General features: G+C 44.2%; 20 protein-coding genes and 1 other RNA gene. 7 read left to right on the top strand and 14 right to left on the bottom strand.

All coding sequences use genetic code 11. The features are described from left to right. The first annotated feature begins 791 nt into the window (after positions 1 to 791). The 4 genes from AABW11_RS18875 (at position 792) to mce (ending at position 6,969) form a co-directional block, all read left to right on the top strand. Positions 792 to 3,911: a SusC/RagA family TonB-linked outer membrane protein gene (locus AABW11_RS18875; protein ID WP_340106896.1), complete on the top strand. Its 3,120-nt coding sequence runs from the start codon at positions 792 to 794 to the stop codon at positions 3,909 to 3,911. A gap of 18 nt (positions 3,912 to 3,929) precedes the next feature. Further along, entirely contained in the window at positions 3,930 to 5,369 is a 1,440-nt protein-coding gene (locus tag AABW11_RS18870; protein WP_340106895.1) for a SusD/RagB family nutrient-binding outer membrane lipoprotein, read from the top strand. 139 nt (positions 5,370 to 5,508) lie between these two features. Beyond that, positions 5,509 to 6,552: a VOC family protein gene (locus AABW11_RS18865; protein ID WP_340106894.1), complete on the top strand. Its 1,044-nt coding sequence runs from the start codon at positions 5,509 to 5,511 to the stop codon at positions 6,550 to 6,552. An 18-nt stretch (positions 6,553 to 6,570) separates the two neighbouring features. Continuing rightward, the gene (mce, locus tag AABW11_RS18860) at positions 6,571 to 6,969 is read left to right on the top strand and encodes a methylmalonyl-CoA epimerase (RefSeq protein WP_340106893.1); all 399 of its coding nucleotides are present in this window, start codon (positions 6,571 to 6,573) and stop codon (positions 6,967 to 6,969) included. Here mce and AABW11_RS18855 read toward each other — a convergent pair. Then, positions 6,960 to 7,475 carry a hypothetical protein gene (locus AABW11_RS18855; protein ID WP_340106892.1) on the bottom strand — a complete coding sequence of 172 codons (516 nt, stop codon included), beginning with the start codon at positions 7,473 to 7,475 and terminating at the stop codon, positions 6,960 to 6,962. The two genes, mce and AABW11_RS18855, sit on opposite strands and share 10 nt — an antisense overlap. A gap of 604 nt (positions 7,476 to 8,079) precedes the next feature. Here AABW11_RS18855 and AABW11_RS18850 point away from each other — a divergent pair. Then, entirely contained in the window at positions 8,080 to 8,517 is a 438-nt protein-coding gene (locus AABW11_RS18850) for a hypothetical protein (protein ID WP_340106891.1), read from the top strand. On the opposite strand, the gene AABW11_RS18845 is transcribed toward AABW11_RS18850, so the two are convergent. Beyond that, positions 8,511 to 10,088, bottom strand: coding sequence for a Ppx/GppA phosphatase family protein (locus tag AABW11_RS18845; RefSeq protein WP_340106890.1), 1,578 nt, complete (start codon positions 10,086 to 10,088; stop codon positions 8,511 to 8,513). The genes AABW11_RS18850 and AABW11_RS18845 overlap by 7 nt on opposite strands. 442 nt (positions 10,089 to 10,530) lie before the next feature. Between AABW11_RS18845 and AABW11_RS18840 the strand changes: the two genes are divergently transcribed. After that, positions 10,531 to 11,529, top strand: a complete 999-nt coding sequence (locus AABW11_RS18840) for a YheT family hydrolase (protein ID WP_340106889.1) — start codon at positions 10,531 to 10,533, stop codon at positions 11,527 to 11,529. 254 nt (positions 11,530 to 11,783) lie between these two features. Beyond that, a complete protein-coding gene (locus tag AABW11_RS18835; protein WP_340106888.1) occupies positions 11,784 to 12,749 on the top strand; it encodes a YpdA family putative bacillithiol disulfide reductase in 966 nt (321 codons plus the stop codon). 75 nt (positions 12,750 to 12,824) lie between these two features. Here AABW11_RS18835 and ffs read toward each other — a convergent pair. The 12 genes from ffs to AABW11_RS18775 all read right to left on the bottom strand — a co-directional run bounded on the left by ffs (position 12,825) and on the right by AABW11_RS18775 (position 20,703). Then, positions 12,825 to 12,924, bottom strand: an RNA gene (gene ffs, locus AABW11_RS18830) — signal recognition particle sRNA small type. 233 nt (positions 12,925 to 13,157) lie between these two features. Next, positions 13,158 to 14,066: a TIGR01777 family oxidoreductase gene (locus AABW11_RS18825; protein ID WP_340106887.1), complete on the bottom strand. Its 909-nt coding sequence runs from the start codon at positions 14,064 to 14,066 to the stop codon at positions 13,158 to 13,160. A 50-nt stretch (positions 14,067 to 14,116) separates the two neighbouring features. Continuing rightward, positions 14,117 to 14,917, bottom strand: coding sequence for a phosphatidate cytidylyltransferase (locus AABW11_RS18820; RefSeq protein ID WP_340106886.1), 801 nt, complete (start codon positions 14,915 to 14,917; stop codon positions 14,117 to 14,119). A gap of 3 nt (positions 14,918 to 14,920) precedes the next feature. Then, positions 14,921 to 15,133, bottom strand: a complete 213-nt coding sequence (locus AABW11_RS18815) for a putative signal transducing protein (RefSeq protein ID WP_340106885.1) — start codon at positions 15,131 to 15,133, stop codon at positions 14,921 to 14,923. A 50-nt stretch (positions 15,134 to 15,183) separates the two neighbouring features. After that, positions 15,184 to 16,077 (bottom strand): CPBP family intramembrane glutamic endopeptidase, encoded by an 894-nt coding sequence (locus AABW11_RS18810; RefSeq protein WP_340106884.1) that lies wholly within the window; start codon positions 16,075 to 16,077, stop codon positions 15,184 to 15,186. 43 nt (positions 16,078 to 16,120) lie between these two features. Further along, positions 16,121 to 16,714: a DUF4199 domain-containing protein gene (locus AABW11_RS18805; protein ID WP_340106883.1), complete on the bottom strand. Its 594-nt coding sequence runs from the start codon at positions 16,712 to 16,714 to the stop codon at positions 16,121 to 16,123. A gap of 12 nt (positions 16,715 to 16,726) precedes the next feature. Next, the gene (locus AABW11_RS18800) at positions 16,727 to 17,191 is read right to left on the bottom strand and encodes a DUF2085 domain-containing protein (protein ID WP_340106882.1); all 465 of its coding nucleotides are present in this window, start codon (positions 17,189 to 17,191) and stop codon (positions 16,727 to 16,729) included. Continuing rightward, positions 17,188 to 17,616, bottom strand: coding sequence for an acyl-CoA thioesterase (locus tag AABW11_RS18795; RefSeq protein ID WP_340106881.1), 429 nt, complete (start codon positions 17,614 to 17,616; stop codon positions 17,188 to 17,190). Before AABW11_RS18795 ends, AABW11_RS18800 begins: the two co-directional genes overlap by 4 nt. An 8-nt stretch (positions 17,617 to 17,624) precedes the next feature. Then, positions 17,625 to 18,584, bottom strand: coding sequence for an acetyl-CoA carboxylase carboxyltransferase subunit alpha (locus AABW11_RS18790; RefSeq protein ID WP_340106880.1), 960 nt, complete (start codon positions 18,582 to 18,584; stop codon positions 17,625 to 17,627). A 100-nt stretch (positions 18,585 to 18,684) separates the two neighbouring features. Continuing rightward, positions 18,685 to 19,020 carry a gliding motility protein GldC gene (gene gldC, locus AABW11_RS18785; RefSeq protein WP_340106879.1) on the bottom strand — a complete coding sequence of 112 codons (336 nt, stop codon included), beginning with the start codon at positions 19,018 to 19,020 and terminating at the stop codon, positions 18,685 to 18,687. A 28-nt stretch (positions 19,021 to 19,048) separates the two neighbouring features. Next, positions 19,049 to 20,059, bottom strand: a complete 1,011-nt coding sequence (locus AABW11_RS18780; protein WP_340106878.1) for an RluA family pseudouridine synthase — start codon at positions 20,057 to 20,059, stop codon at positions 19,049 to 19,051. A 203-nt stretch (positions 20,060 to 20,262) separates the two neighbouring features. After that, entirely contained in the window at positions 20,263 to 20,703 is a 441-nt protein-coding gene (locus AABW11_RS18775) for an Hsp20/alpha crystallin family protein (protein ID WP_340106877.1), read from the bottom strand. Positions 20,704 to 21,559: the final 856 nt, after the last annotated feature.

The raw sequence follows: 21,559 nt of genomic DNA, 5'->3' as shown, positions 1-21,559 counted from the left end.
CTCTGATTTTATCCAATGTGACAGTAGTTATTTGTAAAAAATTTACGGGTTGATGGCATAATATGTGAATAATCGCTCAGAACATGTTCAAAATATTCCACAATTATGGGTCATTGCTTTTGCAGATCCTTCTCTTCGCCATCTACGACAATGGCTCGATCCCCCAAAGGGGCAGTCAGGATAACACGCTCATTTGTTAGCAAGTGGGCGGCGTGGGTGCATTCGTCGTTTTCAATGTCGCCTTGTCGTCACGCCGCCCGGCACCCCAGCCGAATCATTGTCATTCTGCCAGTCCCTAGGGAAATAAAATGGTGTTTTTCCGTTTTGTGTCCTGTGAGAGATGCCCAGGGCAAAGAATTTAAAAAAGCAACAGGGTTTGTACTATAAAATGACTGAAACAATCTCCTTAATGACCACCCGGCTTAATCAGACCATGCATAAGATTATAACATGTACCCACAAACTTTCTGGCAGAACCAACTTTATTTTCTTAGATATTATCCTTCAGGTAACGTATTTGATATAAGTTAATTTGTGAAATAACTTTCAATATCACATTATTTGTTACTACTTTTATCTGATGTTAAAAATCAACTAAACCATTTTTTATTGGAACCGCTTCCATTATTTTTTTAAAAATATCTTTACTAACTACCAATCATTTCTTTAGATTTTATGCTCACACATCCATCGAACTAATATTATTTAATTAAATAGCAGAAAATTTATCAGACTAAAGAATACGACTTCTTAAATCTATACCTGTCTCACTCTAACTCATCTAAACTATTATGAAAAAAAGTATACGACTCTGTTACTTATCGATCTTATTGTGCACCTGCACATTAATGATTGCAACCCAGGGATACACCCAGGGCTCACTGTCCGGAACTGTGACCGACAGTAACACCAATGAACAACTTGTTGGCGTAAACATTGTCATCAATGATCTTAATCTTGGCATGGCTACTGATGCTAATGGTGAATTTGAGTTTACCGGGGTACCCGCCGGCACTTATACGCTTGAAGCCCGGTATATCGGTTATGACAGGTATGAACAACAGATTTCTATTGCTGATGGTGAGGAGACAGTTGTAAATATAAGCATGATTGAATCTACCCTCGAACTTGATGATGTAGTTGTAACAGCATTTGGCGTTGAACGGGAACGCCGTGCGATTGGCTACACCATTCAGGATGTGTCTTCAGATCAAATTACCAGTTCTGGCAGCGGTGATGTACTTGGTGCTCTGCAGGGGCAGGTATCAGGTGTTCAAGTGACGCGCGGGGGCGGAGCAGGAAAAGGGTCCCAGATCTTTATCAGGGGTTTCAACTCCCTGGACCCCACCGCTGATAACCAACCCTTATTTGTGGTTGACGGTGTGCCAATCGATAATTCGACTGTGGAATCTAATGGCAGCCCCAGAGGCATGTCCAACCGGTCGATGGATATAAATCCGGACGATATAGAATCCATCTCTGTCCTGAAAAGTGCCCCTGCAACCGCACTATACGGTGTCCGGGCTGCAAATGGAGCTGTTCTAATATCAACCAAACAAGGAGAGCCGGGGGATATCAGGATCAATTTTTCTCACAAAGTGAGTCGTGAGGATGTCATAAATCGTCCTGATTATCAAAGTGTATATGGCCCAGGGTTTGGCTTTTCTTCAAGTCCAGATGGATTTTGGCCCGCGTGGGGAGCACCTTATTCTGAAACCCCTGACTTGCAATACTATAATAATTGGGAAAATTCGATGAGAACCGGGGTTGGAATTGATAATTCTGTGAACATTTCAGGCGGGACGGAAACTGCTACGTTTTTCGCATCCGTCTCAAATTCAAACAATAAAGGTATTTTACCTAATAATGACTGGGACAGAACATCGATCAGATTATCCGGTGAACTTTTCCAGGGGCCTCTGACTGTCGCTGCCAGTGCAAACTATATTAACTCAGGGGGTAACAGGGTTAAATACATTGATTTCATGGCCCGTCTGTCTTACTGGAACACCAGCGCAGACGTAACCGACTGGCGGCACGAAGACGGCACAATGAAATCAGACAGTCGTGATGGAAGAGGAAGCGGACGGAATCCCGTTTACGATGCTAATGTCAACACATATGAAGATGATGTAAACAGGATTATCGGAAACATTCGATCCTCCTATCAATTTGCAGATTGGCTTAGTTTGGAATACCTGATTGGAATTGATACCTACTCTGATGATCGTTCAGAGATCACTCCAGGTCCTCTTGGCCTTGAAAACGAATTTGTATGGAGTGGTGTAGGGGGTTTCATTGAAGAGACCCGAATCAACAGCCGCGACATTACGTCGAACCTGTCTCTGAACATGACGGCCGATCTTACTCAAGATTTGGGTATGACTTTACGTGTGGGTAACGATGTTTTTGACCGAAGTTCGGATCTCATCAGGGCCCGGGGAGAAAGCTTTGTTGTCCCAAGGTTTAATCATTTCAGTAACGCTACCAACATTAGCAATGACCAAAGGCTTACTGAAAAAAGACTCATTGGTGTGTATGGAGACTTAAATATCGACTGGCAAGACATTATATATCTTAATGTAACCGGCCGTAATGACTGGACGTCTACCTTGCCAAAAGATAATCGATCGTTCTTCTATCCGTCTGTGAGCCTTGGAGCTGTGGTCAGCGACATGCTGGAAACACCTGAATGGCTGACATATGCAAAATTAAGAGCGTCCTATGCAGAAGTAGGAAAAGATGCTCCGCCCTACTCAACAGTAGGTGTATTTGTAGCGCCATCCATCTACCCTATCCAGGGAACCACAGGATTCACCAAAGGTGCAACAATTGCCTCTCCCGATCTGAGGCCTGAACGGACAACGTCGCAAGAAGTAGGATTTGACCTGAGATTTTTTGATAACAGGCTTGGGCTTGATCTTACTCTATACAAAGCAAACAGTAAGGATATGATCATTCCGGTTCCTGTATCTAATGCCACAGGATCTTCACGGTTTATTACGAATGCCGGTGAAATTGAAAACAGGGGAATTGAGATCACGCTCAGCGCAAGTCCTGTGAGACAGCAAAACTTCCAGTGGAATCTTACCTCCAACTTTACCTTGAATAGAAATGAGGTTATATCTATCAGGGACGGGGTTGATGCCATTACTCTTGGAAGTATTTCAGCTTACGTAAATAACCCATTTATGCAACTCGTGCCAGGTCAGTCCTACGGTGCTATCTGGGGAACAAGCTACAAGAGATTCGGAGCTGATCCAGACTCAGACGTGCTCGATACAAGTCTCCCTATTATTATCGGAGAAGACGGATTTCCCGTCATAAATGAAGATGATAAAATAGTTGGTGATTCCACACCCGACTGGACTATGAATATTTCCAATGTGTTTAACTATAAAACCTGGGATTTCAACTTTAATGTTGATTTTGTGATGGGTGTTGATAAATACAACAAACTCGATAACTGGGATGCTGCATTCGGGCACACCGAAAAAACCCTTAACCGGGAAGACCGGATCGTTTTTGACGGTGTACTAGCAGACGGGTCTACTAATACTCAGGAAGTTTGGCTTGGGCAAGGAGTTGATTCAGAAACCGGGCGAAATTATGGGGCTGGCTATCACAGGAATACATACCGGGGTATTATTGAAGAATCCGTTGAAGATGCTTCTTATATAAAGCTGCGGAATATTGGACTTGGATATTCTCTGTCTGAAGATATCCTTGAAAATCTACCATTCCGTTCTGTACGTGCTGGGGTTACTGCAAATAACATTCTTCTCTGGACTCCATTTTCGCAGTACGACCCGGAGGCATTTAACAGCTCAGGCAGCAACTTGATTGGACTTGTTGATCTTGCCTACCCGGGTACACGAAGCCTGATTTTCTCTTTAAATTTCTCCTTTTAATCCCTGAGGTATAATCCAATGAAATATTTAAACAAACTACTTTTAGTATCTGTTTTAAGCATCTTCATGGTATTGGGGTGTAGCGACTATCTCGATATTAACGATGATCCAAACAATCCAACATCGGCTCCTATTGAAGGCTTGATGACTAACACCACTTTCCAAACTGCCCAAAACACGAACCGTGTGGCCTCCACAACTTCGTTCTTTGTCCAACACTTTGCATCACCAAATGAGGACTCCTCCACCGATACTCACGAAAGTGTATCCTATGGCAATACCTGGGCAAACTTATATTTCAATATCGGCGATCTTCTTGTTCTCATCGATCAGGCAAATGACCTGGGTGCCCCGCACTATTCAGGCACCGCCAAGGTAATGGTGGCTTACAACCTGGGACTGCTAGTTAATATGTTCGGTGACGTTCCGTTTTCAGAAGGATTCTCTGATGATATTCTGCAGCCGTCATACGACAATTCTGCTGATATTTATGATCAAATCGAAAACTACCTGGACCAGGCGAAAGCAGAACTCCAGGCGCCTGAATCTGCCGCCTCCCCGGGAAATGATGATTTCATATACGGTGGCGATTTGGTGGCCTGGACCCGAACAGCATACGCTCTCGAGGCACGCTACCTGAACCATTACAGCAAGCTTGGAGAATACGACAGAGCAGCCGTCTTATCAGCAGTTGAAAACTCCTTCTCAAGCAGTGATGAAGATTTCCAGATGTCATATTTTGATGAGGGAACTTCAACTGAGAATCCCTGGTACAGAACAGCTTTAAACAACTCGAATCTTCTCTTAGGCGGCTGGCTATCCGATCAGTTTGTGGACCAACTCAACGGGGAAACTTATGGATTGGTAGATCCCAGGATTGAGTTTATCACAGAACCAGCTATTACCGAAGAGTTTGAAGGGGAATATATCGGAACAAGAAATGGTGCCGGTCGCGGAGCTGCTCCTGAGCAGGGTGAGCGTGCGGTATTGGCTGTCGGATCATTTTATGCTTCAGGCCCAACAGCTCCATTATTGATGGCAACCTATGCGGAAATGAAGTTCATTGAAGCAGAAGCAGCACTTACCGTTAATGCTACCCGTGCTTACCAGGCATATGAAAATGGCATTCGTGCTCACATGGAAAAACTTGGAGTTGAACAGCAGGATATTGAAGATTACTGGAATGAACCATCTGTATCAGTTGGTAGCGCAAACCTGACGATAGATGAGATCATGAAGGAGAAATACGTTGCCATGTTTCTGAATCCAGAAGCCTGGAATGATGCCAGGCGATATGATTACGCTTACACAGGTTTTCAAATTCCTGCAAACCATAATCCTGATCTAAATGGACAAATGATTCGACTCGTTGCCTATCCGGACTCCGAGGATCAACGAAATCAAGCCAACGTGCCAGACAGAACCATGCTGGATCGTGTTTTTTGGGATCAAAACTAAACTCTTATTATCGTCACTTCCATTAAAGCCGCGCCCTACAGCGCGGCTTTTTTTATTTCCATACTTGTTAAAACTCCTTCCCGGTTTTTGAAATCACCTGAACTCTTGTACTTTCTGTTTTGAAATTTCATCTTTAAATATGCCTCAACTTATTACAGGAATTCAACAGGTCGGAATCGGTGTGGCAGACGTTGATGAGGCGTGGAGCTGGTACCGAAATACATTTAACATGAATGTACCGGTGTTTGATGATGAAGCCGACGCCACGCTCATGAAGCAGTATACCGGTAACGAAGTTCACTCGCGGCGTGCCGTTCTGGCGCTGAATATGATGGGCGGCGGCGGTTTTGAAATCTGGCAGTTTAAAAACAGAACGCCTGCGCCGGCCGAACACACTCCCAGGTTCGGGGATCTTGGAATCAACGCAGTCAAGATAAAATCAGTCAATCCTGCAATCACTCACCGGACGCTTAAGCGCGATGCTGATGACACTGTCTCAAACCTCTTCTATCATCCGGCTATCGGGCATACATTTTGGGTCCGGGATCCCTATGGCAATACATTTCAAGTTGTAGAAGACAACTCCTGGTTCAAGAAAGGCTCTGAAACAACTGGCGGAGTTTGCGGAATTACAATCGGGGTGAGCGACATTGATAAATCATCAACTCTCTATACTGATGTACTCGGCTTCAGCAGCGCCATCTATGATGAATCCGGATCATTTGAAGATCTTCCTGCCGGCAGTAATTACAGAAGAACATGCTTTGTAAAACCACAAAGAGATGATGGTGCATTCAGCCGGCTGCTTGGGGGCATCCAGGTTGAACTGATCCAGGACCTGACAAACGAGCCCAGAAATATTTACCGGAACCGCTATTGGGGCGATCTCGGGTTCATTCACGTCTGTTTTGACGTAAACGATATGGACAGGTTGAAAACTAAATGTGAAGAGTCAGGGAGACCATTCATCATAGACAGCGCCAATACCTTTGATATGGGTGAAGCTGCCGGGCGATTTTCTTATATTGAAGATCGTGATGGAACACTCATTGAGTTTGTTCAGACTCATAAAATGCCCGTCATGAAGCGATGGGGCTGGTATCTAAATCTAAAAAACAGGAAACGAACCACACCGCTTCCAAACTGGATACTTCGTTTGATGTCGTTAAATAGAGTTACGTAACTTTTAAACCATACAGTTATGCATATAGACCATATCGGAATTGCCGTAGCCAATCTTGACCAGGCAATCAGGACCTACGAAATAATCCTGAACCAAAAACTCATCAAAACAGAAACTGTTGAGAGTGAAAAGGTAGAAACCGCATTTTTTGAAACCGGAGAATCGAAAGTGGAACTACTCGGCCCTACAGATGCATCATCCGTCATTCAAAAATTCGTTGATAAAAAAGGCGAAGGTATTCATCACGTGGCATTTGAAGTGTATGATATCCATAAGGAAATGGAGCGCCTGAGAGGGGAAGGCTTTACCCTGCTAAATGAAATACCCAAGCAGGGTGCCGATAACAAACTTGTAGCGTTTGTGCATCCCAAAGACAATCATGGTGTTTTGATCGAGCTTTGCCAGAGTCAGCCGTGATGCGATTGTGCTTTTATATCTATTTCATTAATTATGTCATCTGAAGGAATCATCATAACAGCCGTTTCATGAGCCTCCGGGTGCCGAATTTTTCCGCCTTCATACGCTGTGTACATTAGCATTCCAACAGCAGCCAGGGCTGCAATAAACAGCACACCGGTCAGGACTTTCTCATACCGAACATTTTTTCCTGTTGTAAATAGCGCCAGCAAAGCCAATCCTCCGGTTACATACGAGAACCACATTGCAATTTCAGCGGCTTCTTCATGATCGTGAATCAAATCATGAGATATCGACGGCGCAAAATCCTCGATAATGTCTTCGGCTCCCTCTCCCGTCTCCACAGCTGCATAGCTGCCTACTGCCCCAACAATAAAAAGTACCATCGCCAGTTTTTTAATTGCTGTATTTGATTTGATGAGCCCCCAAATCAAAATAAGAAGCCCAAAAAGCATACTGAAAACAGGAAGATGATTAATAACCAAGTGTAAATAAGCGTCATTCATATCGAATACCTCAGTGGATTAATTTTAAAATTCATGTTCTTTAATGACCAGCTTTTTGCCTTTTTCCATCCAGTGATAAAATAGTTGGAAGTACAAGCAAGGTAAGCATGGTTAATGTCACAAGTCTGCCTGCAACAACCGATTCAAACGGCTACCGTTCTTCTGCTTCCCGCAGTGTTTTGGTGCAATCAAGGTTAAACTGCTCTTCTAACATCTGCTTCTGAAGTTCTTTGTTCTGCAGTAGATTGTTTTCAACAATTAATGCATGCATATCATAATAGTGAGCAACTAATTATAATTAAGGCAAAAGGGCTTTAATTATAGCAGAATCATCAGCGAAACTTTGAGCGACTACATTTTTTCCCAAAAAGAACCCCTTATTTCGCAAAACTTTTCTGGGTATTATACAACTCAGACTCTTTCTTTTTTGCCCTCTCACTTATATGGTACATATAAATTATGCAGAGAATATAAATATCCTTATTAACTTTCTCTGTATGCTAGATACTCCCGCCCTCTGCCTCGGAATAAGTGCTGAAAGTGGGCTCTAATCACATTATCTTTAGCCTTCTTATAAGTAAATCCTGACTGACTAAACTCAAACATGCAAGACACTGCCCGATTTTTCGCATACGCTACCTGGGTGATCATGATATCACTTGGGATTATTCTCGCCGCAAATCCATTTTTAGTGTATGCTTCAGATCCGGGCTGGATTGGATTAGCCACGTTACTGGCCGTTGGATTTATATACCTGAACCTATCGTATGCGGCCATAAAAAGGTATATCACAAAAGTACCGGAACCGACCAACAACCACCTCGTATTGGCAACACTCATTTTTTTACCCCCGGCCACCTGGATTTTTGCCATCAGTGAAAATGCCGGAGGATCAGAATTGATTTTAATCCTTGTGGTTGGATTTGCATGCGGCCTGGGTACATTCTACGGGAACCGCGCGGGCATTCGTGCCCGTTACGAATATGTTCAAAAAGTGAAAAAGCGGCAGGCCGAAAGCTCAGATTCAGACAATAATCAGTGATATTTGTAGGGTGATTTAGGATCTATAATCACTTCCACGTCACTTGAAAGCACCTCTTCGAGTAGGGACCGTTTTCTCATAGCTCCCCATATTTCAAGCTGAGGATCTGTTTCCGTGATGATTAATAAGCGGGTTTTTTGCCCGCTCCGCTCAACCCGGACGTCCCGTACGTTCTGGTAGTGACTTCGGTCAAGTCCATCGGCTACACGCAATATTGCCGCCAATTTTTTGATTCGCTCTCTCACCGGTTTCGGCAGTTTCTTAAAATATTTGTGCCGCATCTTAGGTGTCGATCGGCGGTGGTAGCGTGAAATGTTGGCCATCATCTCAATTTCGATCTCTTTAAACCCAAGAAGATCTGAATGGCGGATAATATAAAGTGCATGTTTATGATGCTTTCGGTGCGAAATGAAATACCCGATATCATGCATAAAGGCCGAATATTTCAGGAGTTCACGGTCTACGTCAGTGAGATTTAATTTGTCGCGAAATTCATCAAACAGTGCCATGCTGAGTTTTGCAACATGCGCGGAGTGATCTTCATGCCAGTCATACCGGTTCACCAGCTCCATCACGCTGCGCAGTCGCGGCTCATCGTATGTGGCCATGCCTTTCAGCTCGTCCATCTCTTTATTGATATACCTGAGAATAATCCCTTCTCTAAGTGCCTGTGATGATATTTTCACCCTTTTGATGGAGAACTTTTTCAGAAGATATCTAACCAGGATCAGTCCCGGGGCAATCAGGTCGATTCGCTTATCATCCAGCTCGGAAAGCTTTGAGCGCTCCTTGCGGTTCATTCTAATGAGTTCGTCATACAAGGAATAAAACTGTTCATTTGTAAACTCAAGTTCATTAACCGAGAGGTTCTTTAACTTACCCTCGCGCTTGGCAATCATCAGGCCAATATTTTCCATTGTACCTGATGACCCAATCATTATTCCGGCCCGATGTGTGGCAAATGCCTGGGCAACATCGCGAAGCTGCTCTTCATAATGATGTTCCAGCTTTGAAATCTCTTCTTTTGAAATTGGATCAGAATCCACATAGCTGGCGGTCATGCGAGCCACCCCAATTTTTTTGCTCGTCAGGAAATAGAATCGTTTCTTATCCCCGATAATGAACTCTACGCTGCCACCCCCAATATCCACCATCAGAGCGGGCTGATCCGGAAGCTGAATACCGTGACGAACGGCGAGGCCAATCAGTTCCGCCTCCATTCGGCCGGGTATTGCGTTAATTTTAATTCCGACCTCATCTATTGCACGCTGAATAAACTCGCCGCCGTTTTCGGCCTCACGAATGGCACTGGTTGCATAGGCAAGCACCTGCTCGGCATTTTGATGGTCACAAAGGGTTTTTATTTTCTTAAGCGCTTCAACGGCGCGGTCCGATGCTGCCGGCGACAAATTCTGGCCAAACCCTTTCTCAGCCAGAAGCACCATCTCCTTGAGTTTATCAACAGTTTGAAAACTTCCATCCGGAAACACATCCACGATTACCGCGTGAAATGAGTTCGTTCCAAGATCGATTGCAGCGATTCGGCGAGAATTCTTTCTTTTACTTGTCATATCCATAAGGCTTTAATATGCGGAAGATTAGATACGATTTCCTGTTTTTATCGGAACATATTTTTAGCAAGGTTTACAGTCTTATTTCTACAATCATCGCGGACACTGATCCGCGATCTCCCGTTTTTGCAAAGACAAGATACGTCCCAATGGCGGGATGTATAACTTGGATGGGAGACGCCGGCTCGGGGCTAGGCATGACCGGCGTGGGTTAACAAACCTTACAACGTCATCGCGGGCTTCCACCCGCGATCTTCCATCTCTGATTCAGGACAAGATTTACCTTGACAAAGTTTTGCAGTTCGGCATGATTTGGAGATACCAGCTCAAGGCCGGGATGACGCGTTGATATGATATGGATGGCCAAAACAATATTAATTGGGACGTGACATGCAGCTCTCTTTTTTTCATATTGATGTTTTCTGAATTTAATAACGTGTTATTGAAGACAAAACCCCTCAAACCAGAACTAACCGATTTTAAATCTGCTCCGTGGTGTTTTAACGGCCACTTTCACACAATTTGTGCATCTCTGTTTTTCAGGCCGTCTCATGCATCTTTTAAGAGAGTTAAAATTGACACGCCAGATGGTGATTTTCTGAATCTAGACCGCATCCACAGAAGCCCTGATGCTCCCGTTCTCATTCTGCTACATGGTCTCGAAGGGTCATCTGGGCGTTATTATATTCAAAACCTGGCCAGCCAAATGGCATTCTTTGGTTATAACGTAGTAGCTATGAATTTCAGGAGTTGTGGCGGCGAAATGAACCAGACCCGGCGTTTTTATCATTCCGGTGAGTATGAAGATCTGCAGACAGTTTGCAAATGGATTGAAACACAGTATCCTGATTCTATTCAGATCGCAGCCGGCTTTTCATTAGGCGGAAGTGTACTGCTTAACTATTTGAACCATTTTTCTGATGAAAGTCTCATCCAGGCATTTGCTGCGGTATCTGTTCCTTATGATTTGTACAGAGGATCCGTAAACCTTCAAAATGGATTTAACCGCCTTTACGATTACCAGTTTCTAATCACACTGCGCGATAAACTGCAGCAAAAGAGAAGGATATTCGAAGATCTCCCCGCATTTTACGGCTCAACACTCTTCGAATTTGATGACCAGGTTACTGCACCCGTCCATGGATTTAAGGACGCCGAAGACTACTACAACCAGTGCTCGAGTGCATTTTTTCTTGATCGGATATCAAAACCGGGACTGTTGATACACAGCAGAGAAGACCCACTGTGTCCGTTCGATTATATTCCAATGGACGATATCCATCAGAACCCATACCTGACGGCTTGTTTTACTGAACGTGGCGGCCACGTAGGCTACTGGAGCATGCCTCCCGGCTGGATGGAGCGGACAATCTGCCAATATTTCAACATGATTTTAAACAGACTGGAAGATGCAAGCAATCCGAATGATTTCACCCCATAATTGTTCTTATCTTTAATTGTATAGTAAATAGCCTGAGTACTATTAACTGTGGATAATACACTCCCCTCCTGTGTAAGGAGGGGCTGGGGGTGGTAGCCTTTAGTTTTTGAATTATAATTAGACTCAAAAACCTGTTTTCCAAAGGGATGCCCAGGGCAAAACCACCCCTAAATCCCCTCCTTGAGAAGGAGGGGACTTTTTGATCACATATTCTTTATCAAAATCAGGTCCAAACACTCTAAATAAATATTTCAATGGTAATAATTATCGGCGCAGGTCCAATTGGGCTGGCAACGGCCATCGCACTTAAACAAAGAGACATTCCATCGTTAATCATCGACCGGGGTTGCCTGGTCAATTCCATCTACAACTACCCGGTAAACATGACATTCTTTTCCACATCGGACCGGCTGGAAATTGGAAATATTCCGTTTATTTCTCACGGTCCTAAACCCACACGCAAAGAGGCGCTGGAATATTACAGGCGTGCTGCTGAACATTTTGATTTGAATGTGAACCTATACGAAACGGTACAAACCGTTACCGGTGGCGATGGAAATTTTGAGGTAACAACTAATAAAGATACCTACAAAGCTGATAAAGTAGTGGTTGCCACGGGATTCTATGGACAGGAAAACCTGATGAAAGTTCCCGGAGAAGATCTGCCTAAAGTGTTGCACTACTACGATGAACCTCACCGCTATGCCTGGCAGAATGTGCTTGTTGTTGGAGGGGGAAATTCTGCCGCTGATGCAGCTCTTGAAACTTATAGAGCCAATGCAAACGTATCTATTTTAGTCCGCCACGACACCCTTAAGGAGACCATCAAGTATTGGGTAAAACCGGATATTGACAATCGCATAAAAGAGGGATCTATCACAGGATATTTCAATTCCGAGGTCGTGGAGATCCGGGAAAAAGAGGTGGATATTCAAACCCCTGAGGGACTCAAAACTATTCCTAACGATTTTGTACTGGCGATGACCGGCTATCGGCCTCATTTTGGGCTTATGCAGGAACTGGGTATAGAACTAACGGAAGATGAGCTGCAGATGCCTGTTTTTGACGATGAGAGTCTGGAAACCAATCGAAAAGGAATGTATGTAGCAGGTGTGGTTTGTGGCGGCATGGATACCAGCCGGTTATTTATCGAAAATACACGCGTTCATGCAGATCATATTGCAAAAGATATCAGCAAAAGCGTGGCTGCAACTTTGTAAAATGGTCGTGATGGTTATCATCCAAAGAAAAGAAAAGTGTATACTGAACAGCACAAAAAAGATAAGATAAAAAAAGAGGGGCAAGCGACCCATATCACGCCGCTACGACCTACTACCGCTGCTGCCTTCCGACCCTGACGGAGTTCATAGGGAGCTGGCTGTATGGAACTTGCCCCAAGTTTATAAGATAAGGATTTTCCGCGTTCAAAGTAAAAGGAAATTGTCAATAAGATCCGCTAACTCTTATCACTTTCTATTGCTACTCTCTGAGCACCTGGTTTGACAGAAAATACACCTATTAGCAACACAAGCTTGCCGCTTTATTTAGACTCTGTATGGGCTATGCACCGGACACTTCAAGGTCTCCCTGCCGAAGGCACGCAGCTCGACGCTTAGAGGTCCTCTATCTTATAAAATATCCCCGAGGGCGACTTCAAGATCAGCGTACTGAAATCCAAATCCTGTTTTCTGCAGAACTTTCGGCTGAACGCGAAGACTGGCCAAAACCGGTGTGGCCGCTTCACCCAATACAGTATTTAATACAAATTCCGGCACTTTAAAGAAAGACGGCCGATTCATCACTCTACCCATTGTATTTGCAAACTCATCCATTTGAACCGGGTTCGGTGATGCTGCGTTGTATGGACCTGATATCTCAGGATTTTCGATTGGAAACATTAGCGCACTAATCATATCATACATGTGTATCCACGACAAATACTGATCTCCTGAACCCAGCGATCCGCCAACAAACAGAGAGAAAGGAAGTTTCATTTTCTCAATTATTCCATCTCCGTCTTCAAGAACCGGCGCTATTCTTGGAATCGCTACACGCACACCAAATTCTTTTGCCCTTTGTGCGGCCCCTTCCCAGTCAACACACAAATTTGCAAGGAAATCATCGCCCGGCTTCTCATCCTCGGTCAGCACTTTGCTGCCCGAGTCTCCATAATAGTTTATACCCGATGCGGAAATAAAAAGGTCAGGTGGATTTGACGACTCCTCCATGGCATCTACCAGCTTATTTGTGAGATCAATCCGGCTGTCATAAAGTCGTTTTTTTACCTCATCGGTCCACCGCTTGCCAAAAAGATTTTCACCCACAAGATTGATTACCACATCCGTTTTGTCCATCTGCTTAGCAAGGTTACTGCCCCAGCTTATGTAGGTCTGATTTTTAGCATTCTCTTCGGAATATTTCTCAGGCGATCGGCTGATCAGCGTTAAATAATGGCCATCTCGTGCGAGCCGCTCGCATAGAAATTCGCCAATAAATCCTGTGCCTCCTGTAATTAATATCTGTAGTTCTTTTTCCATAACTGTATGATTTGAAGGTGTATAGGGCTTTTCTTCACACAACAAAAAAACTACACAAAAAGTGTGAAATAAAAGTAGATAAATGGAGCCGTGAGAATCATTGCATCAAAACGGTCGAATAGCCCGCCGTGCCCCGGCAGCAGAGACGATGAGTCTTTCATGTCTGCACGCCGTTTCATACTGCTTTCCAGAAGATCTCCGACAGGGCCTGTAACGCTTGTTATAATTGCAGCTGGCAGTAACTGATAAAAGGTTAGCGGAAAATCTGCAACAGAGAACCACGCAATCGTAGCGCCTGTAACAGCCCCAAGAAAACCGAACCAAAATCCTTCCCATGTTTTATTAGGGCTGATGTGAGGTGCCAGTTTTCGCCGCCCAAAATTTTTGCCTCCAAAATAGGCAAATACATCATTCCCCCATATCATCAAAAATAGTGCAAGGATCAGCCAAAACCCATCTTGGCCCGTCCCCAGCTCGCGAACGGCGGCGGCCATGTAGTATCCCAGTGTGGTATATACAGCACATAACATGGTGTTCAGCCATTTTACTGACCACTCAGATTTTGTTGAAATGAAAGCATCCGCTGTAGCCAGAATCAGAAGAGCTACAAAAACATATAGTACCGGGTCGGGCAAAATTACCGCTACCCAAATAGCACCCGCTATCAAGTAACTGACCGGTAAAAAAAGGTCTCGTCCCGACATTTTTAGCAACCTTCCGACTTCCCAGATGGTACCCGCTGCAAGAAGAGCCATTACAGCGTTAAAGTAAAACCCTCCCATCCAGGCAAGGCTTATAAAAATGGAGGCTGCCGGTACTGCAACAAGAATACGTTTGGTTAATTCGGTCAACGATTAGTTGTCTTCATCCAGTTCATCTTGAAATTCTGAGAGTGCTTTTCTTGCCCGTTTTTCGAACTCTTTAGGAACATAGAGATAGATGAGGGACATCTCGCCGATATTGAGGCTATGCGCGGAGTCACGCTTGTTTAGAATGTTTGATGGTATCCTGTGGTTTGCAAGGTAATTCTTTGCCATCTCGACCTCAAACTCGATGTGCCGTTCCATAACACACACCCAATTTTCGATCTTGTTTGGTTTAGAGCGTCCAAAAAAACTCATGACTTTAGCCGATAGTTAGATTTCTCGTACAGTATTTTAACCAAAATTCCGGAGATAACGATGCTTAAAGCTAACATCCATAGTGGCGGTAATGTTTCCGGTGTCATATCGGCAAACGCCTGTTCCGGCATATAAGTGGCCATCACAACTGCAGATCCGTTGTTTACAAAGTGAGCAACCGCTGCCGGCCAGATGGATCCGGACAGCCACGCTAAGAGCCCCATTGTAGCTCCGAGAGTGGCCAGTGGCAGTAAATTTGTGAGCTGCAGATGAAACGCTGCAAAAATGAAACTGGATAAAACTAACGCTGCGATGATTCCTGAACTTCGCTCGAATGCCCGCATCACATATCCCCTAAACAAAACCTCTTCCGCAAAAGCCGGCACAAGAGCTACATGAAACAGCCCAATGAGAAGTACGCCGTCAGATGTGAGATACTCCTCAAACATTTCGTACTGACCACGATGCAGTTCTTCGAGAAAATCAGGTGTGGGGAGAAACGAATTCAGATAGCCTAAAAACATGACGGTCGGTTGAATGGCAAGAATTAAAATTCCTCCGACAATCATATAAAATACCGTATCGTCTTTCCATGTTATTCTGAGAAACTGACGCTTGGTTTCTTTACCGGTATGAAGCCCAACGACCAGGAATGTGGCAAGCCCCAGAATGAAAATTTGTCCCACCGAATTCCCGATAAACAGGATATCAAGCCGGTTTTGTAATGCCGTCATTAGCTCCTGCGTGGTTGTAGCCTCACCTGTCGCATAAAGAATAGCTACAGAAACAATCGCAACTACCACCTGAGACATCACAAACACAACAATTAGCCATAAGAGCGACATCCCCCAGTGCGAAAAACCTTTTCGCTCAACCCAGGGGATATTCATTTGGTTTAACATCCGTGAACCGTAATCTGAATTATTCAAATGCTTAGAATGACTCCTGATTCTCTTTTTTTGCAAAAATCTTAACGCCAACCATTCCCGACAACAAATTCAGAATACCTGATACAGGAATACCCCATAAAATTTGAGATACAAATGATTGTCCCTGCCTCACTGAACTTGCCATACTATCTATCATTGCATCTTTTTGTGCATCAGGCAAATCCATGGCTTCAACATTGGCAATCGTGGCTTCCACGAGCTGCTCGGTATAATCGGGATCGATGAAATTCCAAACCTCGGAGTATACAGCCGACAAGATGACCATTACGGCCCCTGTTAGAAAACCGAGCGCGGCTCCCTGCCCAAGTTTAATATAAGGATTTACCTCTTTCACAAAATGCCATACAGCCAGTACACCACCTAATAATGATATCAGGCAAATAACCGTGCCACTTAACATTGATGGAGAAAGCATAGCGCCGGTCGCTTCGCTGCTTATTTCGTAGTAGCCCACGGCCAGGCCAATTGCAAACGTGATGATGCTAAATATCAAGCCTACGACAGTTGCCGAAGGCAACATATCTCCAAATGAAATCGAGTCCGGGGATGTGCCGGTTGATTGTTCGTCTTGTTCCATAATAATATATGTTTATAAGTTAGGTTTACGTTTCACAAACAGATCCGAGACCGAAACCGAAAGCGCAACGCCAAACAGTACACCCAAAAGTGCTCTCGAGTGATTTGTATTGTGCCAAAGCTCAGCTAAATTTCCCAAATAATCAACTACCTGTAAAGTTACAGCCAGCAGTAACAGTATTACAGGCCAGTGCCTGTCAACCGTATATTTACCCATAAAGGGAAGCAAAACCCAACCGGCCAATATTCCCAAAAAAATTCCGAAACAGCGAGTATTTACCGCCATTAAGGCCCCATCAACACTATACGTTCGATCTGGCAGCTGATGGCAAATACCGAAAAACATTTTTTCTGTCCAGTGACGCTCAGCTACAGATCCTGTTGTACTCCATAAAACTTCTCCAAACGATACTAATAAGACAAATGAAACGCACGCCAATACGAACAGGTAAAGAAATGGATTCGAAAGCCGCTTCATGTTTCAAACTTTTCAAAAAACATCGCCGGAGCTTTGACCGGCTTACGGGTTTCTGAATCCATAAAACATAAGGCAACCCGACCTTTAATATGAGGCTTATTCTGCCGCTGAGTGTAAATAGCGTAATACGTTTGAAGCCTGACGGTCGGCCTGTCAAACAGCATAACTTTTATCTGCATCTGTTCATCATAAAAAACCGGCTGTTTGTAATCTATTTCCATCGAAACAACAGGCAGCATAACGCCGTCCTCTTCCATCTTTCGGTATGTCAAGTTCAGCGAACGAAGCATCTCGGTTCTGGCTACTTCAAAAAATTCCGGATATCGGCCGTAATATACATATCCCATTTGATCTGTTTCGCCATAGCGGCTCCGCAATATGTGCGTATAGGAAAAAACAGGCGGACTCTCTGGAAAAATAACCATCTCGTTACTTAAGCATTCTCTGATCCGGCCCATACACCCATAGAGGCGTATTTATCAATTCTCTGATCGATGAGTTTATCGGCTTTCAATTTTTTCAAGCGCTTCAGGCTTTCCAGACAGCGCTCTTTCACTGCCAAAGCAGACTGATTGTAGTCTCTGTGGGCTCCCCCAACAGGTTCAGGAATGATCCCGTCAATCACATTCATCTCGAGCAAATCTTTAGCCGTCAGTTTAAGCGCTGCGGCGGCTTGCTCTTTATAATCCCACGTTTTCCAGAGAATAGATGAGCACGATTCTGGAGCAATGACAGAATACCATGTATTTTCCATCATATACACCTCATTTCCCATTCCGATTCCGATGGCACCACCACTGGCACCCTCGCCAATGACGATACTGATGATAGGCACTTCAAGAGTAGCCATCATTTTCAAATTCTTTGCAATCGCCTCAGCCTGTCCTCTCTCTTCAGCTTCCAGCCCGGGATAGGCACCCGGAGTATCGAGAAGGGTAATGACCGGCAAATCAAATTTTTCGGCAAGCTTCATCAGCCGGTACGATTTACGATATCCCTCGGGATTTGCCATTCCAAAATTCCGGTACTGCCGGCTCTTTGTATCCCGCCCTTTTTGATGGCCGATCAGCACGACTGACTCCCCCCCAACTGTAGCAAAACCACCCACAATGGCGTGATCATCGCTGTGATATCGGTCGCCATGGATTTCTATAAAATCATCTGCAATCCGTTCAATGTAATCTAGTGTATATGGCCGCTCCGGGTGACGTGCAAGCTGCACACGCTGCCACCGGGTAAGGTTCGTAAAAATAGATTCCCTGAGCTGCTGCGCTTTCTTTTTGAGCCGGTCAATTTCGGGCTTTAAAACACCATCTCCTACTGACAAATCCTGTAGTTCCTGGATTTTATCTTCGAGGTCGGCAATCGGCTGTTCAAAATCGAGGTATTGCATGGCTGCTTCTTAACTTTAATTTATGTCGCTGATCAATGTCGTGGTAAATATAGGAACTTTGCGCCAATAATCAGGAGCGTTAATGAAGATCGGTATATCGTTACTCTTTGATGTCCATTTTATCCGCAAAATAGGCACAGAAGTCTCTCATGTCACCGCTGATACGATCATCATTTGTTGAGTTTTCCAGGGTATCTGCCATCGTTACCAGTGTTTGATGGAAAAAAATCTTCATCTCATCAATGGTCATATCCCGCGTCCACAAATCCAGGCGCAGGGTGTCTTTGCGATTGTGATCCCACAAAGAGAGCAGCATTGCACGGCAGGAGGCTTCATCATACCCCTCCAAATCAGTAGCATTCCATTTGATGTCAGTTGGTATGTTTTTGTCGTCGAGCTCTACTTCGATGTTAATTGTCTTTGTATTCTTTCCCATAAATCTATATCAGGCTTTAATTAGTTAATTAATTAGGTTTACAATTGGTGCGCAACGTATCAAGCACATATTGAAAATTCTCGGGAAGCTCCGAATTGAACTCCATGTATTCGTCTGTGGCCGGGTGCACAATTCCCAGGGTTTTGGCATGAAGCATTTGATCGGTTATTCTCGCAAACAGGTTGTTAAACATCTGTTTGCGGCTCCCGGTGTTGGGACCGTAACGAACTGAGTTTCCACCATAAGTAATATCACCAAATACGTAGTAGCCTTCATGCTGCATGTGGACTCGAATCTGGTGTGTCCGGCCTGTTTCGAGGCTTACTTCAAGCAGAGAAAGGTGATCAAACCGCTCACGTACTTTAAAATGTGTGACGGCGTGTTTGCCTTCCCCATCAGGCCGAACAGTCATTATTTTCCTGTCTTTCGGCGACCGGCCGATGTTTCCCGTGATGGTGCCTGAGTCCGGCGGGTTGCCCCATACGATCGTCCAGTACGTTCTGTTGGCCGTCTTATCTGCAAACTGTTTTGCAAGTTTCTTGTGCGCCACATCATTTTTGGCCACAACCAGAAGGCCGCTTGTATTTTTGTCCAGCCGATGAACAATCCCCGGCCGAAGTGTCTCTTCATCCGTCAGTGACAGGTTTTCCTGTGTGTGATAGAGCAGCCCGTTCACCAGCGTGCCGGTCCAGTTGCCGAACGCGGGATGCACGACCATATCCACCGATTTATTGACAATGATCAGATGCTCGTCTTCATACACAATATCGAGGTCCATCGGCTCCGGTTCCGCTTCGGGTGGCGGTGGCTTCGGCAGGCGAATTTCGATTTTATCGCCCGGCTGCATGGTGTATGAGGCTTTTTCAGTTTCGCCGTTAACCACAACATATCCATCTTTGATAGCTTTCTGCACTTTGTTGCGAGACGCATTCTGGATAAACGAGGTAATATATTTGTCCAGCCGGATGTCGGTGTGCTGGCCTTCCGGCACCTGTAATAAATACTCTGTATTCGATTTGTTGTCTTTTTGAGCAAGCATAAATCAAAAATAGGAAAATATCCCCCGAAATCGATATAAATTAGTTGAAGGACTTTAGCCCACACCTTCATGTATTTTAAAGTCGTAAGACCGCAGATCGGGAATTGGATCCCAATAGATTTATCGAATTTCATCAATAACACAAAAAAGGCCGCGATTCACACCGCAGCCTTTTTTAATACTTAAGAATTTACCGGTTTAGACTATTTTACTTCTATCTTTTTACCGGCTTTCTCTTTTAGCTTTGGAGCCGTTATGATCAATTCACCGTTTTCAAACTCTGCTGATATTTGATCGGAGTCAACAAAATTTGGCAGTGGCAATGATCTGCTAAAAGTACCGTATCCTGATTCAACTCTGTGATAGCGGCGTCCGTTTTCTTTCTCTTCGTGCTTCCACTTACGTTCGCCGCTAATAGTAAGCACATCATTTTCGTAGTGTATCTCTACATCGTCTCTGCTCATTCCCGGCAGAGCAACAGAGATTTCAAATGTCTGATCTGTTTCAGAAACATTCAGGGTAGGCACAAATGTACCTGAGTTTTGATTGATGACTTCGTCAAAAATGCGGTCCATCCAGCTACTGAATGTTGTCAGGTCTGAATTTCGATCCGCAAGCGTAGTTGGAAGATTTCGAGTTCTCATGTCAGTTACCTCCATTGATTTTTAAGTTAGGTTACGAATCATTGAGTGTTTTTATCTTAAATCGCACTCACTTCACTGTTTAATATATCAAGTGTTATTCCAATTGAGATAAACATGCGCCGAACTTGAAAAAATGACAAACTGCCCTGACAAAAATGTCGCTCTTTAATTTTAAGGATTGAAAAAATGTCAAGCATCCTCGTCTGCACGCTGCTTCCGCTCCGAATAAGTCCATCACGGGTCAGGCTGACAAATGGGTGTGGCTCGAGGTCAATTCAGGAAAATCCTTCATCAAACCAACAGACCTTAATCTACCCGACAGGCGGCAACGGCAGCCAGGAACCCTCGTCTGCACGCTGCAGTTGCGGGCTGACGAGTGAGTCTGCCCCGAACCTAGTTCAGAGAATCTCTTTTATCAAACCAACAGACCTTAACTTACCCGACAGACGGTAAAAACAACCGTCAGCCGTGGTGGGGCATTTGCCAAATAGAGATCTATTCATTTAATTCTTAGAATAATCATTTATAAAGTTAATCAGGAGAATCAACTATGGAATTTATTGGAGGGAGATTATATCACATATACAATCAAGGAAATAACAGGCAGAAAATATTCTTTTCTTCGGAGAACTATTTGTTTTTTCTAAAAAAGATGAGGTCTCATTTACTAAAACACTATGAACTGCTTTCCTGGTGCTTAATGCCCAATCATTTTCACTGGATGGTATTTATACCTGAAGACTATAAGCAAGAATATTCGAAATAAACTACCTCGGGGCAGAGCCCACGAGGTATCAACTTAGAACCTATAACTTTAGGTCCAATAATGAGTTTATTCTGGAGTGTCCCCCTTCGA

It is taken from the genome of Rhodohalobacter sp. 8-1 (assembly GCF_038150125.1).
Taxonomy (GTDB): Bacteria; Bacteroidota; Rhodothermia; order Balneolales; family Balneolaceae; genus SW132.
The sequence above is the reverse complement of the archived record's forward strand: the minus strand, read 5'-3'. Positions and strand labels throughout refer to the sequence as shown.

Excerpts from the sequence above, each read along its gene's own strand:
- AABW11_RS18835 (WP_340106888.1), top strand. The coding sequence starts at position 11,784 with ATGGTAATAATTATCGGCGCAGGTCCAATTGGGCTGGCAACGGCCATC.
- gldC (WP_340106879.1), bottom strand. The coding sequence starts at position 19,020 with ATGGGAAAGAATACAAAGACAATTAACATCGAAGTAGAGCTCGACGAC.
- AABW11_RS18805 (WP_340106883.1), bottom strand. The coding sequence starts at position 16,714 with ATGGAACAAGACGAACAATCAACCGGCACATCCCCGGACTCGATTTCA.
- mce (WP_340106893.1), top strand. The coding sequence starts at position 6,571 with ATGCATATAGACCATATCGGAATTGCCGTAGCCAATCTTGACCAGGCA.
- AABW11_RS18845 (WP_340106890.1), bottom strand. The coding sequence starts at position 10,088 with ATGACAAGTAAAAGAAAGAATTCTCGCCGAATCGCTGCAATCGATCTT.
- AABW11_RS18865 (WP_340106894.1), top strand. The coding sequence starts at position 5,509 with ATGCCTCAACTTATTACAGGAATTCAACAGGTCGGAATCGGTGTGGCA.
- AABW11_RS18810 (WP_340106884.1), bottom strand. The coding sequence starts at position 16,077 with ATGAATATCCCCTGGGTTGAGCGAAAAGGTTTTTCGCACTGGGGGATG.
- AABW11_RS18795 (WP_340106881.1), bottom strand. The coding sequence starts at position 17,616 with ATGGTTATTTTTCCAGAGAGTCCGCCTGTTTTTTCCTATACGCACATA.
- AABW11_RS18775 (WP_340106877.1), bottom strand. The coding sequence starts at position 20,703 with ATGAGAACTCGAAATCTTCCAACTACGCTTGCGGATCGAAATTCAGAC.
- AABW11_RS18800 (WP_340106882.1), bottom strand. The coding sequence starts at position 17,191 with ATGAAGCGGCTTTCGAATCCATTTCTTTACCTGTTCGTATTGGCGTGC.
- AABW11_RS18875 (WP_340106896.1), top strand. The coding sequence starts at position 792 with ATGAAAAAAAGTATACGACTCTGTTACTTATCGATCTTATTGTGCACC.
- AABW11_RS18825 (WP_340106887.1), bottom strand. The coding sequence starts at position 14,066 with ATGGAAAAAGAACTACAGATATTAATTACAGGAGGCACAGGATTTATT.
- AABW11_RS18790 (WP_340106880.1), bottom strand. The coding sequence starts at position 18,584 with ATGCAATACCTCGATTTTGAACAGCCGATTGCCGACCTCGAAGATAAA.
- AABW11_RS18780 (WP_340106878.1), bottom strand. The coding sequence starts at position 20,059 with ATGCTTGCTCAAAAAGACAACAAATCGAATACAGAGTATTTATTACAG.
- AABW11_RS18855 (WP_340106892.1), bottom strand. The coding sequence starts at position 7,475 with ATGAATGACGCTTATTTACACTTGGTTATTAATCATCTTCCTGTTTTC.
- AABW11_RS18815 (WP_340106885.1), bottom strand. The coding sequence starts at position 15,133 with ATGGAACGGCACATCGAGTTTGAGGTCGAGATGGCAAAGAATTACCTT.
- AABW11_RS18870 (WP_340106895.1), top strand. The coding sequence starts at position 3,930 with ATGAAATATTTAAACAAACTACTTTTAGTATCTGTTTTAAGCATCTTC.
- AABW11_RS18850 (WP_340106891.1), top strand. The coding sequence starts at position 8,080 with ATGCAAGACACTGCCCGATTTTTCGCATACGCTACCTGGGTGATCATG.